The sequence below is a fragment of the Azorhizobium oxalatiphilum genome, assembly GCF_014635325.1.
GTDB classification, from domain to species: Bacteria; Pseudomonadota; Alphaproteobacteria; order Rhizobiales; family Xanthobacteraceae; genus Azorhizobium; species Azorhizobium oxalatiphilum.
In genome coordinates, this window is record NZ_BMCT01000006.1 from 19468 (window position 1) to 32811 (window position 13344).

The following is a 13344-nucleotide window of genomic DNA, read 5'->3' on the forward strand; positions in this document are numbered from 1 at the left end:
AGGTCGCCAGCACCTGCCGAGCGATCCCCAAAAGTCGTCGTTACCTCAAGGGTGGTGGCAGGAACCCCGTGCGTCTAACTAAGACGAGAGTGAGTCCGCCAAGTCGTAGGGTTTCGGCCCAAAGCCGTAGCGGTAGAAGCTGACCCCGTCGAAGGTGCGGTCCTTAGATCGGCGCTTGAAGAGGAAGGTGGCGCATTCCACCATTTGGTCATGGTCGACGAACATGCCCACAATATGCCGCCCGAATTCCTGCCACTCGTCGGGTTCAGGTGCCACTTTGGCAAAATGGCATGCGACGACAAACAAACGTCGGCCAACAGCAAACCGGGTGATGGCGGTATCGCCGTTGTCCTCTAGCGGCACTCCGCGCCGGAACCGCCGTACCCTCCTCTCAAAGTCGAACAGAGCGGGCGGAAGCTGGTTGAGAACGGTGTCTACAATATCGAAACGATGGCGTTGGTTCGCGTCGAGGTACAGCTCCTTAACAATCTCCGTCCACATGGGGGAGAGCTGCACACCGAGGACTTCAGGTGTTCGGCGGTTGGTTCGAGGCACCTTCGGACCACGGACGATTGCATCGGACTCTAAGAACACAACCTTCTGGCCTTCCAGCGCAGCTGGATCGAGGCAAAGGCCATTAGTGAAGTAGAGGGACAAGATGTCCTGTTCGTCGCCTTCGAAATCGATCAACTCATCGACCGTGCTTCGACGCGTCAGATAGTGTTGGAAGGAAATTTCTGTATCAAGAAATCTATGAATCATTTGCAGCTCGCCCAAGGAAATCACCGGAGCCCAGGCCGTCGCGTTTTTGATGAGGCCAAGTTCCTTGAGGTAGTAGCGGGCACTGGTCAGGTTTGTGAAATGCTCGAAGCACACGCTGTATCGATAGACGACCTTTGGACGGTCGAGCTTGAAGTCGAGCAGGCTGCCGTCAGACTTCAAGCGCAGCACTGCATTTTGCCGCTGCGTGTCGAGATAGTTCTGTAGGCGCCAGCCTTGCTCGCCGGGTTCGACGAAGAGCTCTTTGAAGTTTTTGATCAGGCTTAGGTCGCCGCCACGTCGCGCCGCGTCCTTGATCTGTCCGGACTTGGCCTCGAGAACAAAGACAAAGTTTCCCAACAGGGCGACGACGTCATTCTCCCAGGTCTTGCCTGTGATCGGATCATCCCAAACGACGCCACGGTAGATCGTGGCCGAAGGCATTGCCTTAGTCAAAAGATCCGCGACAGCCTCTTCAAGATAATCCGCGCGCGCATCTTCATACGCCCTTTCCAGAGCCTTATGCCCCTCCATTACGCCTTCCATGATTGCGAATGGGAAGGAGAAGATCAGGTGCGGCAAGGCGACAAAGAGGTTGCCGTTATCAAGTCGTAGGTAGGGTTTTCGCCAGATTGGGTTATTCAGATAGATGTGCTCGGGGTTCTGATCCTTCAAATCCCCAGGGGCGAGTGACAGACGATACAGCATATCAACGATCTTGGAGTCGAAGTGCTGTTCTAGTGTCGGTCTATCGAGCGAGAATACCCAGGGCCACGCAAGCTCCGACATTTGAAATCCGGCGTTGCGCAGGTCCTCAAGGTTCGTGTATCTGTTTTTGCCATATCGCCAAGCACGCGCGGCCAAAGGGTAGCTGGCCGTGAAAAAAGCGATCGCGGCCAGAATCTTCTTGCGGTCCGGCGAATGCATCAGGTCATTGATGTTGCCCGCGAAGGTATTGAAGCGCTGCTCGATCAGCTCTGATAACTGAACCATTGATCGAAACAATACCGAAAGACGAAACCCAAGGGCTGTCTCGGACTGGCGTTCAAGCCGCTCTAGCAGTCCTGTAAGGGTCTTGTCGCAGTCATCCTTGGTGAAGAGGTTGCGATAGTAAAGCGTTTGGAGCCTAGCCTTGCGACGAACCGCCTCCGTGAGGTCAAAATCGTCCGACGTTTTTGGCTGCTTACGAATAAAACCATGAATGTGTCGACTCATCAGAGCCCAATAGCGAACGAAGTTGCCGGGCGATGTTGGTGCGGCTTTCAGAGGAGATGGCGTCATCAGGACGAAAGCTTGAGCTATCTCCACCTCTGCCTGATCGAGGGGGCGCACCTCGGAGGCGAGGTCTTTCTTGGCTTGGCCGCCTCCGATGAGAAAGCGAACAGCGGTCCTCGCCAGGACGACGAGCGGGTCACGCGAGGCGAAGAAGGTTCGCAGGTTAGTTCCGGTCCGATCAAACTCACTCTGCCACTGTTCATGAGACCAGCCGTCAGTGCCGTCCAATTCTTTGGGAATTGGGAACGCTGTGACGGCGTAGCCCGGCACGCCTCTTTCAACGTCGACCATCGGTTTGACACTCGAAATGGGTGGAACATTATTCTTAGCGTAGAAACTCTTCCATGAACCGCCCCGAGCTTCTAGACGCCAGCGCGAAAGGCCTACCTGCGGACGCTACTCAGCGCCGTCATTGTCGGGGAAAAGAGTGTGCGGATCATTGGCAGCAGGGACGTGCTGCACTCTGCGATTCTTGGAACTCGGCCCCACGAACCGAACGTTCGTGGCTTAAGATCGGAATGGCGCGCCCGGAACGATTCTAACTCTCTCGAAGTCGTGAGAATTTCAGAGCGACTATGTCCGCTTTCAGGCGCCGCCGCTTTCAGTTTGAATGACCAAACGGGGGGCGCAATCCAGCCGTAACGGCGCTAGTAAAGTCGTTCCCTTTCTTGCGGCCGTCACTCGCTCCGCTCCTGCTCGATCTGATTGCCATGCGGGAGACAAATGGAGAAACTTCAACAGTCCCATTTGCAAGGCATCATTCGTCAAGGAGTTGGGGGCGTTTGGCGCACCGCGGTGACGAAGGGACCAAAATGCCGACCGACGACCTGTATCGGCAGGCCTTGCAAGATCATCCCTTGCAACAAGCTCTGGAGGCCAATCTCTGCCTATCGGCTGAGGTTCCGACGGACCTCAGCTTCATCGAAAGCGGCTGGACGACTGCGGAAGCCTTCCGAGATTGCGATGCCGCAATTGATGAGTATCTGGCCTACCAGGGCTCGTTCAATGCCGGAACCGATGCCCGAAGCCGTGCCACGTTCCTCATGGCCGATTATGCCTACATCTTCTGCCTCGCGGTGGTTCCGGTCTTCGTAGGCTCGGATATCCTGCCCGACATCGCCGCCCGCAGTATGGCTCTGCACTTCTACATGACGGATCACCACCATGATGGGGTGACCCAAACTGTACGCCGCGCACGGGTCCGCTTTCTCTCGCCTCTGTTCACCACCAGCAGGACAGATCTGCGACATGGAGATGCTCACCATGTTTCGGGGCATCCCCAATTGTGCGATCTGTTCCGTCAGGAGCTGGAGGGGCACTTCGCCCCGCTTATCCAGAAACTCCATGCCCACAGCGGCCTCGCCCGGAGTGCATTCTGGCGCCTGCTAGGCGATGCGGTCGCAAGTCGCTTTCTCGACACGGGGCGCCAGCTTGGCTGCGCGGCACAGGCCCAAGCATCGGCCATGCTAATCCTCAAGACGCCGGGCTCGCCGCTCGCCAACCGGCAATTGGGCTATTTCGACGTGGTCGTACATGACGACACCGGCACGGAGAAAGGTCGCTGGACATTCCGCGCGCGGGGCGGCTGCTGCCGCTACTATACGGTGGAACGTGGCGAACTGTGCGCCACCTGCGTCCTGCGGGATAAGCGCGACCGGGACACCATGCTCGCGGATCTCGTTCGCCGTCATCTCAGCCTGGCCAGCCCCGGCGCGATCTGACACCCCTGCCCTAGCGGCAATCAAAAATATTTGACGGGCAGGGTCCCATCGTCCGCATGCGGATCGTCACCCCCATGAGCGGAAAGCCAGACGGCACCGTACGGAATGCGCACCGGCCCGAGATTGGCCGGCGAGACGGGGGTTGTGATGGAGATGACGACACATGCGGGCCGGACGGCGAACCAGTCGGCTCGCCTCAGGATCGCGCTTCTTGCCGGCAGCATGCTAGCCCTTTCGACGCCTCCTGCCCTTGCGCAGTCCGCCGCCCCCGCCCGCATCGTCCAACAGTCCGTGTCCATTCCTGCCGGCCCGCTCACCACGGCGCTCAATCGCCTAGCGGCGCAGACGGGCATCGAGATTCTGTTCGATGCCACGCTGACCAGCGGCCGGATGACCGCGGGCGTCAGCGGTACGCTCACCCCGGCGCAGGCACTGGATGCGCTGCTTGCCGGCAGCGGCATCACCGCCCGTTTCGCCGGATCCAACCAGGTTGTCCTCAGCCGCCCATCCGGAGCGGCCGTCGGCCAGGGGTCAAATGGGGATGGTGAGATCTCGCTAGACGCGATAACCGTCTACGGCGCCAAGATGAGCAACGTCCTGCAGGATACCAGCGCCAGCGTGGGTATCGTCACGTCCGGCGAGATCGTGGATGGCCAGATCCGCGACTTCCGTCAGGCATTTCGCCGCCTCGGCAACGTGATGGATGGCGACTGGGCGGACAACGGCTTCATCATTCGCGGCGTGAATTCGGAAGGGCTCGTGCCCGGCGGAGCGCCGCTCGCCTCGCTGTACATCGACGGCGTACAGCAGACCACGCGCGGCGCGCGGCGCGGCGCCCGTGGCCTGTGGGATGTCGAGCAGGTGGAGGTGTATCGCGGCCCGCAATCCACCCTCTCCGGCCGCGCGGCGCTGGCCGGCGCCATCTACATCAAGTCCAAGGATCCCACCTTCGACAAGGCGGCCGAACTGTCGGGCACCATCGGCACCGGTGGCCTGTATGGCACCGCCTTCATGCTCAATACGCCGCTGGTCGGCAATCAGGTGGCCATGCGCCTGTCGGGTGAGTTCGAGCGCAGCAAGAACGACATCAACTACCCCACCTTCGCCAATTACGACCGATACGACGAGTTCACCACCGATACGTACTATCAGCTGCGCGGCAAGATCCTCTTCCAGCCGGACCAGTTTCCGGACACACGGGCGCTATTGAGCTACTCGTTCGCCCACGACGATCCCTATGTGCGCGACATCGGCGGCCCGGGTCTGGGGTTCCGCTTCCCTGACCGGCGCGGCGACTATCAGGCGCCGGCCTATATCGAGTATCGCCCGACCGACGTCCACAACATCGGCTTCGAGCTGACGCACGATCTGTCCAGCACGCTGCGCTTCACCTCCATGTCCGCCTACAGCTACGCAAACGCCGAGCGCGCGTCGCCCAACTATGGCACCGCCGGCGAGATCAATACCTACAACGGCTACTACAAGGACGTCCTGGCCTCGCAGGAGTTGCGCCTCAATTATACCGGCGATCGGTTCACATGGGTCGCCGGCCTTTATGGTGCCTATGAGGACGAGAAGAACCATTACGACCGGACGGTGAGCAGCTTCCAGAACCAGATCCAGTACAACACGCAGAAGACCACCAACTTCGCCGGCTTCGGCGAGGCCACCTATGAGTTCCTGCCGAGTTGGAAGATCACCGCAGGCGGGCGCGTGGACTATACCAAGCAGGACATCACGCAGTATTTGCAGCGCATCCGGCCGCTGGGCGCGCTGCCGGTCGTGATGACCAACTATGCGACCGGCTTCGATGAGATCAACGTGGTGCCGAAATTCGGCCTCTCGAAGCAGCTGACCGAGGGCCAGACCGTAGGCGTGACCTATTCGCAGGGCTTTCGCACCGGCGGCGCGTCCTATGACACGATCGAGGCCGTGCCCTATACCTATGCCCCGGAATATGCCTCCACCTACGAGCTCTTCTACAAGGGCAACCTGCTTGATAACCGGCTGACCATCAACGCCAATCTGTTCTACACCCGCTATACGGATCAGCAGGTGCAGATGCAGTTCGATCCGGCCGACCTGCTGAGCCGCCGCATTCTCAATGCTGCCTCCTCGAAGGCCTACGGCTTCGAATTCGAACCCTCGTTCAAGGTCACGAACAACTTCACCGCCTTCATGTCGGTGGGTTATGTGCATACGGAATTCGAGGAGTTCGACAGCATCGTCTATGGCGATCTTGCCGGCATGCCCTTCCCCGAGGCCCCGGAATGGACAGTGGCTTTCGGTGGCCAGTACACATTCGACAACGGCATCTATGTGGGCGCGGACGCCAAATACACCTCCAGCTATCTCGCCCGCCTCGGCACCCTGCCGCACGACTATCTGGACAGCCGTTGGATCTTGAATGCGCAGGTCGGCTACAAGACCGGGCGCTGGGAGTTCATCGCCTTCGCCGAGAACCTGCTGAACGAGGAATACTTCGTCTACAACGACAATGACATTGCGGCCACGCTGGGCGAAGGCCGCAGGGTTGGCCTGAATGTCCGGGCGAAGTTCTGATGCGACTTGAACGGATGCCGGTGACGGAGGGGCGCGCCCCCTCCGAGATCCGCTTTGGGGCGGCACCATGATCTGCGTGGGGCGCGGCGGGTTTCTGCCGGCCGTTATGCTGGCGCTTGTCGTCAGCCTGCTTCAGGTCGTTCCGGCAGCCGCGGCCTGCGACGGGCGCCGCATCGACCAGCAGGTTCTGAACCCGCCGGCCTGCGTGCCCGCCGAGCCGCTTCGCGTCGTCATCCTCGACTCCTTCTACAATCTGGGCATGGCGCTGGAGCTGGGCGCGCCGGTGGTCGGCGCGCCCTTGTTTGCCGCCCATGATGCCCGCCTGACGGAGCTTGCGCGCACGGCCGGGGTCTCGGACATCGGTGATTTCCGCAGCCCCAGCCTCGAACGCATCCTCGCCTTGAAGCCCGACCTCCTGATCGGCGAGGCGCAGTTGCACGGCGCCCTCTATCCGGCCCTGTCGAAGATCGCCCCCACTGTGCTGATCGAGGCGCCGGACTGGAAGGCGCATTTCATGACGCTGGGCAATATTCTCGGCCGAACACCCGCCGCCGTGGAGCGGCTCGCGGCTTACGAGGCGCGCGTGGCGGCGATCCGCGCGCGCGTGCCGGACACCACAGTCTCCATCATCCGCATCGCGCCCCATGGCTTCCACGTCTATCTGGACGGGCCGCGTGCCTATGCGCCCTATGCCGTGCTGCGCGAGGCTGGCGTGAAACGCACCGCCTATGAGACCACCACAGACGATACGGTCCTTAAACGCCCCGACTGGGAAGACATCGGCGCCCTGGACGGAGGCATACTCCTCTATGTGGCTGCCGCCGGAAGCGCCCGCGGGCAGGATGATGCCCTGGCCGCAGAGACGGTCGCCAACCCGCTCTGGCAGATGCTGCCGGCCGTGCAGGCAGGACGAACCCATCGTCTTGAGCGCGGAACGTGGATGGGGTTCAACAGCCTCGCTTCCGCCCACCGCGTGCTGGATGACATCGAACGCTTCATCCTGACCACGCCGTGAGCCGCAGAACGCCTCTTTCCGCTGATGCCGCGAAGGCTCTCACGCTGGTCGCGCTGGCTGGGGCCGTGATGCTTGCGGCCATCTGGGCTGTCACCCTCGGCTCAGCCCGCACCAGCATGGGCGACGTAGTGGGCGCGCTAATCGCCTTCGATGGCTCACGCGAACATCTGGTCATCATGACACTGCGCCTGCCCCGCGTGCTGGCGGGGCTTCTGGTGGGGGCGGCGCTGGCTGTCGCCGGCGCCATCATGCAGGCGGCCACCCACAATCCCCTCGCCTCGCCCGGCCTCATGGGCATCAATGCCGGAGCCGCATTCGCCGTGGTGATGGTGACCACCCTTGGTGGCGCAACATCGGGCATGGCGATGGTGGGCTCAGCCTTCGGCGGGGCAACGGCTGCCGCCGGCATCGTCCTGCTGTTCGCCTCTGCCGGGCCGGCGGGCGCAACACCGCTCCGGCTTGTTCTGGCCGGCGCGGTGCTCACCGCCTTCATCACCTCGCTCACCACCGCCGTTCTGATCTTCGACCAGAGCACGCTGGATCAGGTGCGGCTGTGGTCGGCGGGCTCCCTGTCCGGCCGCACGCAGGCGCAGGTGGCGGGGGTCGCCCCCTTCATCCTCGCCGCACTTGGCATTGCCATCCTGCTTCGCGCCCACATCACCACGCTGAGCATCGGCAGCGACATGGCCCGCGCCGTCGGGCAGGATCCGAGGGTCTGGCGGGGCGTTGTCGCCATGCTCGTCATCGGCCTTGCCGGTGGAGCGGTGGCACTGGCCGGCCCCATCGGTTTCGTTGGACTGGTGGTGCCGCACCTGGCCCGCTTCGGCGTGGGCGTGGATTATCGCTGGATCATTCCCTTCAGCGCACTCGCCGGAGCGCTGCTCGTGGTGCTGGCCGACGCGGCAGGCCGCACCCTGCTTGCCAGCCAGAGCTTTCCGGTCGGTGTCACCATGGCGCTCATCGGCGGGCCGTTCTTCGTGTGGCTGGCCCGCACCCGCACCGGCGGAGCGTCATGAGGCGCGTCATCCTTCTTCTCATGGTTCTCCTGATGGCACTGGCCACGGCCAGCCTGTCCCATGGCGACTATCCCGTGCCATGGCGGGAGCTTGTTGACGTGCTGATGGGTCGCCCCGGCGCGTCGCCGCAGGCCCAGATGGCCGTGCTCGATCTGCGCCTGCCGCGCCTCCTGCTGGCGCTGCTGGTGGGCGCAGCGCTGGCGACAGCCGGCGCCATCGTGCAGGCGGTGATGCGCAATCCGCTGGCAGAGCCCGGCATTCTCGGCATCAACGCCGGTGCGGGTCTTGCCGCCATGGTGCTTCTGGTGGCTCTGTCCGGCCTCTCTCCCGCATGGCTGCCGCTGGCGGGCTTTGCCGGCGCCGCCGCGATGGCGGGGCTGATCTATGCGCTGGCGTGGCGCGGCGGCACCTCCTCGCTGCGCATCATCCTCATCGGCATCGGGCTCGGCTCGGTGGCGGGCGCGGGGGCAACCCTGCTGACCGCATTCGGCGAAATACGCGATGTACAGCGGGCCATGATCTGGCTGGCCGGCAGCGTCCATCATGCAGACTGGCAGACTGTCGAGACCCTCGCAGTGTGGATCGCCCTGCCGCTGGCGCTCACGCTGGCGATCGCCGGCGAACTGGACGTGATCCGCTTCGGCGATGCTCCCGCGCGCAGCCTCGGACAGCGGGTGCAACTCGCGCGCGCCCTGCTGATCGTGTTGTGTACGCTGCTGTCCGGTGCTGCGGTCGCCGTCGCCGGGCTGATCGGCTTCATCGGCCTGATCGCCCCGCATATGGCGCGCCGTCTTGTTGGCCCCACCCACTGGCGGCTGTTGCCGGTTGCCGCTTTCACGGGGGCCGCCCTGCTGGCCGCCGCCGATCTTCTCGGTAGGACCATCATCGCTCCGGCGCAGATTCCAGCCGGCGTGGTGACGGCCATGATCGGCGCTCCCTTTTTCGCATATCTCCTGTGGGGGCGGCGCCATGCAGCGGCCTGAACACACCGGCATCGGACTTTCCGCGCAGGACGTCGCCATCGCCTACGGGCGCAACCCGATCGTCAGCGGGCTCGATCTGGCCATTCCCACGGGATGCTTCACTGCGCTGATCGGTCCGAATGGCAGCGGCAAGTCCACCATCCTGCGCGCACTCGGCGGGCTCACCGCGCCCAACACCGGCACGATCCTTCTAGATGGACACTCCATAGCGCGCCTTCCCACGAAGGAGATGGCGCGGCGTGTCGGCCTGCTGGCGCAAGGGCCGGCGGCGCCCGAGGGCCTCACCGTGACCGATCTGGTCCGGCAGGGGCGTTATCCGCATCGCCCGCTGTTCGGGCGCTGGTCGGAACAGGATGCCGCCGCCTGCGAGGAGGCGCTTGCGCTCACCGACATGGCAGGGCTTCGCGACAGGCCGCTGGACAGCCTGTCCGGCGGCCAGCGCCAGCGCGCCTGGATCGCCATGACGCTGGCCCAGCAGACCGCAATCCTGCTGCTGGACGAGCCGACCACCTTCCTAGATCTCGCCCACCAGATCGAGGTCATGGAACTCATTACCCAGCTCGTGGCCACGCGGGGCAAGACCATTGTCGCCGTGCTGCACGACCTGAATCAGGCAGCCCGTCATGCGGACCACATGGTGCTACTTAAGGCTGGCCGAATAGAAGCCAGCGGAACGTCCGCCGAAGTGATGACCAGCGCGAACATCCAGCAGGTCTTCGCCGTTGCCAGCACCATCATACTCGATCCCCTGACGGGCACGCCGCTGTGCCTGCCGCTGCCACGCCGGCCGCCGCAGAGCTGATCGCGCCAGCGCCATTTTCGCAACGGAACCAGCACTATCCGGCGGCTTGGGCCGGCCGTATGGAAACATTCCAAGTTATTGTTGTTGAACGACTTTCCCTTTTGCGCAAGGATCATCCGCTCGCCATGGAATGCCTCTTCGGCGCACTGCCGGGCTCTTTTCACGCGCAAGGCATTTTCCGATCGCGCCATGACTACCGCATCCATTTCCGCCTCCGGGCTGAACGATCTCGACAGCAATGAGCTGCTGAATCGCGCCATCGAGGCCCATTACGAGGAAATCACCGCTGCGGTGCGCAGGCGCGGTCATTCGCGCGGGGCCGCGCTCGACATCGTCCACGACCTCTATGTGAAACTAGCGAGTCACCCGGACGTGTTGCGCGACAAGCGTTCGATCAGCGCCTTCCTTTGCCGTGCCGCAATCAATCTCGGCATCGACCGCTTTCGCCGCGAGCGTTTCGAAACCCAGTTGTTCTCCGGGACGCAGGAAGAGGCGCAGGCGGTTGCCGCCGACACCGCCTCGCCGGCCTACGGGCTTGAGGTGGAAGCGCGCATCGCGCTGCTGCGGGACGCCATCGGCGAATTGCCTGCCCGCCGCCGCGCCGTCTTCATCCTGCACCGGCTGCATCATCTCTCCCCCGATGAGATCGCCGCCCGCATGCGCATCAGCCGCAACATGGTAGACCGGCATCTGCGGCGCGCGCTTGCCCATTGCCTCGATCGTTTGCTGGAGATGGGCTAGAAGTCCCGAATGGACGGCTTCGTTCGTCTATCCAGATGAAGCAGCCAGAATTCGGGGTCCATATGCCGGCCAGGCAAGCCACGCGCGCCCAGAAGCGCCGCCATGAGGAGGCTGCGGACTGGCTGCTGCGCAATCGTGAAGCGGAGGGTTCACCCGCCGCGCAAGCAGCCTTCCAGCTCTGGCTTGCGCAGGACCCGGACAATGCCCGCGTCTATGCGGCGGCCGAACGCCTCATGGGCGATGCCAGCCGCGCCATCTCATCCGACAGTGCCCTGCGCGACTTCACCGTTCCGTCCCGCTCCGTCGCCAAGCCGCTGCTCGGCGTAGCGCTTCTCGCGGGCCTCGCGGGCGTCCTGTTCGTCGCCATGGACGGCCCCATGCGGCTTCAGGCCGATGCCATGTCCGGCCCCGGCGAGATGCCCGTGCTGACACTGGCGGACGGCTCACATGTCCAGCTCAATACCTCATCCGCCATCGCCTATGATATGGCAGGCGAGCGACGGATCGTGCGGCTGCTGCGTGGGCAGGCCTATTTCGAGGTTGCGCGTGATCCCGGCAGGCCGTTCACGGTGGAAGCGGACGATGCCCGCGTCACCGCGCTTGGTACGGCCTTCGATGTGCGCCTCGGCCAGACCGAGACGGAAGTCACCGTCACCGAGCATGCGGTGATGGTGGACTTCCCCGATGGCGCCCATGCGGGAACACGGGTCACCCAGGGCGAGCGTGCCGTCTTTGAGGATGGGGTGCGCGCCGTAGCCGTCTCGCCCAGCGATCCAACGACGGCACTGGCGTGGCGACGGGGCCAGTTGGTGATGAACGGAATGCCCCTGAGCAACGTCTTGGAAGAGGTCAACCGACACTTCCCTGGCCGTATCATCATCGCGGGAGCGGACCTAGGCAGAAGACGCGTGAGCGGCACAATGAACATCCGGGACACCGATGCGGCACTCGCCTTCATTGAATATGCGCTCAAGGTGAGTACTGTTCGGATCGGACCACTCATTATTTTGCGCGACTGAAATCGTGGCTTGCATAACTGATGGCAGCCTCAGTATCGGCATTCAATACGTCCGCCAATGTGGGGAGCGGCGGCACCATGGCTACGTCTAGGATGTCCGCTTGCCGGTAAACTCTTGGAGTCCGCTGCTAGCGCAACCAAGACCTCCGGAGCGGCAAAAGCAACGTCTGCTTTTGGGAAACCGCTAATCCGATCTCTATGGCAGAGATGGCGGCGCAAAGCCGACTTCGCTTAAAGCACAGTCGAGGGCCAGCTATGGATCAAAAACAGGCATAAAGGCCATCTTCTAAGCCAAACCTCAGCACAACACGTCACCAAAGGCGGCTCGTTGCTTCTCCGCGCGAATTGGCAGCAGCAATAAAAATTAAGAGGGCTGGAATCCTGCGAGGGTCAAAGGTTTTTATCCAAGGGCCAGCAAAATATATGGCCCTTGCCAACGCATTCGCGTGGCGGCGCCTCACTTCATGCCTGGGAGCACTTCTCGAACATTTTTCTATCTGGCAACTCGCTCTCCAAGCTACTTCTGCCAGTCGGCTTCCTAATGCACTTCTAGGCCCTCACGGGTCATCCCAGGCCGAAGTGAGGCGACCCAATATGGGAGCCGCTTAATGTTCGAGCCTGAAATTACCGAAGCCAGTCACCACCTTTGCCAGTTCGAATGTCGCATTGATGCGACGCCTGAGGAGGTCATCGAAGCTTGGCGTGATCCAGGTCTGTTCGACAGCCATGTCGTCGCAGCGCCGGACGCCGATGTCACGCTCGAACGACGCTCAGGCGAAAAGGTGCCTTCATCCATCTTTTTAGGGAATGCCGACGCAGCGATCGTTGAACGTCTCCCGTTGCGGATTGCGTATGAAACGACACCGGATCTCGCTTTGATGGTGTCGCACGAAGAATGCGCAGACGACGCCTTAACGGTCTGCTTAACCCTGACCGTTGCCACGGAGCCCAATCTCACAGGTCAAGGACAGAACACCACGCCGTGCGCTCTCACGCTCTCTCCCCCGCCTTTCCACTATCGACTGGCAATCCTTGAGACACTCGCATCTCTCGCCCAGTCTCTTTCGGAACGCGTGAAGGTGCGGATGGCGCAGCGGAAGGCGCGCGCGAAGCAATCTAGGGAAGCAGAAAGGCAGCAGCGGATAGCCGAGGGGCAGGTGCGCAAAGCGCAGCGGGCCGAGTGCCGATCCTGTGCCATCGAGAGGCATGTGTTCGGCTATGAGGGCGACCTCGCGACCGCGCATCGTTGTCGATGGTGCCTGGCGCGCCAGATGGCGGAGAATCCAAACTCCTGATCTCACCCCCAGCAACGAAGCGGGAGGGCGGCAATCCATATCGGAGGCCGGCCTCCCAGCCAGAAGCGAAGATCGCCTCATCAGACCTTGCTCGGACTTTGAGGCGCGCTAGGGCTGATGCTGGGGCTGAGGCCGCATCCTTCGGAGAAGTGTGTTT

10 protein-coding genes are annotated in these 13344 nt (G+C 62.5%); 9 read left to right on the forward strand and 1 reads right to left on the reverse strand.

The window, feature by feature from the left end; all coding sequences use genetic code 11:
* Window positions 1-78: 78 nt before the first annotated feature.
* A complete protein-coding gene (locus IEW24_RS18895) occupies window positions 79-2325 on the reverse strand; it encodes a hypothetical protein (protein WP_188581548.1) in 2247 nt (748 codons plus the stop codon).
* A gap of 521 nt (window positions 2326-2846) precedes the next feature.
* On the opposite strand from IEW24_RS18895, the gene IEW24_RS18900 reads away from it, so the two are divergent.
* The 9 genes from IEW24_RS18900 to IEW24_RS18940 all read left to right on the forward strand — a co-directional run bounded on the left by IEW24_RS18900 (window position 2847) and on the right by IEW24_RS18940 (window position 13187).
* The gene (locus tag IEW24_RS18900) at window positions 2847-3755 is read left to right on the forward strand and encodes a (2Fe-2S)-binding protein (RefSeq protein WP_188581550.1); all 909 of its coding nucleotides are present in this window, start codon (window positions 2847-2849) and stop codon (window positions 3753-3755) included.
* 147 nt (window positions 3756-3902) lie between these two features.
* Window positions 3903-6317, forward strand: a complete 2415-nt coding sequence (locus IEW24_RS18905; protein ID WP_188581552.1) for a TonB-dependent receptor — start codon at window positions 3903-3905, stop codon at window positions 6315-6317.
* Between the two features lie 67 nt (window positions 6318-6384).
* On the forward strand, window positions 6385-7332 hold the full coding sequence (locus IEW24_RS18910) for an iron-siderophore ABC transporter substrate-binding protein (RefSeq protein WP_244644539.1): 948 nt from the start codon (window positions 6385-6387) through the stop codon (window positions 7330-7332).
* On the forward strand, window positions 7329-8348 hold the full coding sequence (locus tag IEW24_RS18915; protein WP_244644540.1) for a FecCD family ABC transporter permease: 1020 nt from the start codon (window positions 7329-7331) through the stop codon (window positions 8346-8348). The genes IEW24_RS18910 and IEW24_RS18915 overlap by 4 nt, the downstream gene beginning before the upstream one ends.
* On the forward strand, window positions 8345-9331 hold the full coding sequence (locus tag IEW24_RS18920) for a FecCD family ABC transporter permease (RefSeq protein ID WP_188581554.1): 987 nt from the start codon (window positions 8345-8347) through the stop codon (window positions 9329-9331). The genes IEW24_RS18915 and IEW24_RS18920 overlap by 4 nt, the downstream gene beginning before the upstream one ends.
* Window positions 9318-10133: an ABC transporter ATP-binding protein gene (locus IEW24_RS18925; protein WP_280514985.1), complete on the forward strand. Its 816-nt coding sequence runs from the start codon at window positions 9318-9320 to the stop codon at window positions 10131-10133. The genes IEW24_RS18920 and IEW24_RS18925 overlap by 14 nt, the downstream gene beginning before the upstream one ends.
* Before the next feature lie 189 nt (window positions 10134-10322).
* The gene (locus tag IEW24_RS18930) at window positions 10323-10874 is read left to right on the forward strand and encodes an RNA polymerase sigma factor (RefSeq protein WP_188581557.1); all 552 of its coding nucleotides are present in this window, start codon (window positions 10323-10325) and stop codon (window positions 10872-10874) included.
* A gap of 62 nt (window positions 10875-10936) precedes the next feature.
* Window positions 10937-11893, forward strand: a complete 957-nt coding sequence (locus IEW24_RS18935) for a FecR family protein (RefSeq protein WP_188581558.1) — start codon at window positions 10937-10939, stop codon at window positions 11891-11893.
* A gap of 607 nt (window positions 11894-12500) precedes the next feature.
* A complete protein-coding gene (locus tag IEW24_RS18940; RefSeq protein ID WP_188581560.1) occupies window positions 12501-13187 on the forward strand; it encodes a hypothetical protein in 687 nt (228 codons plus the stop codon).
* Window positions 13188-13344 lie beyond the last annotated feature (157 nt).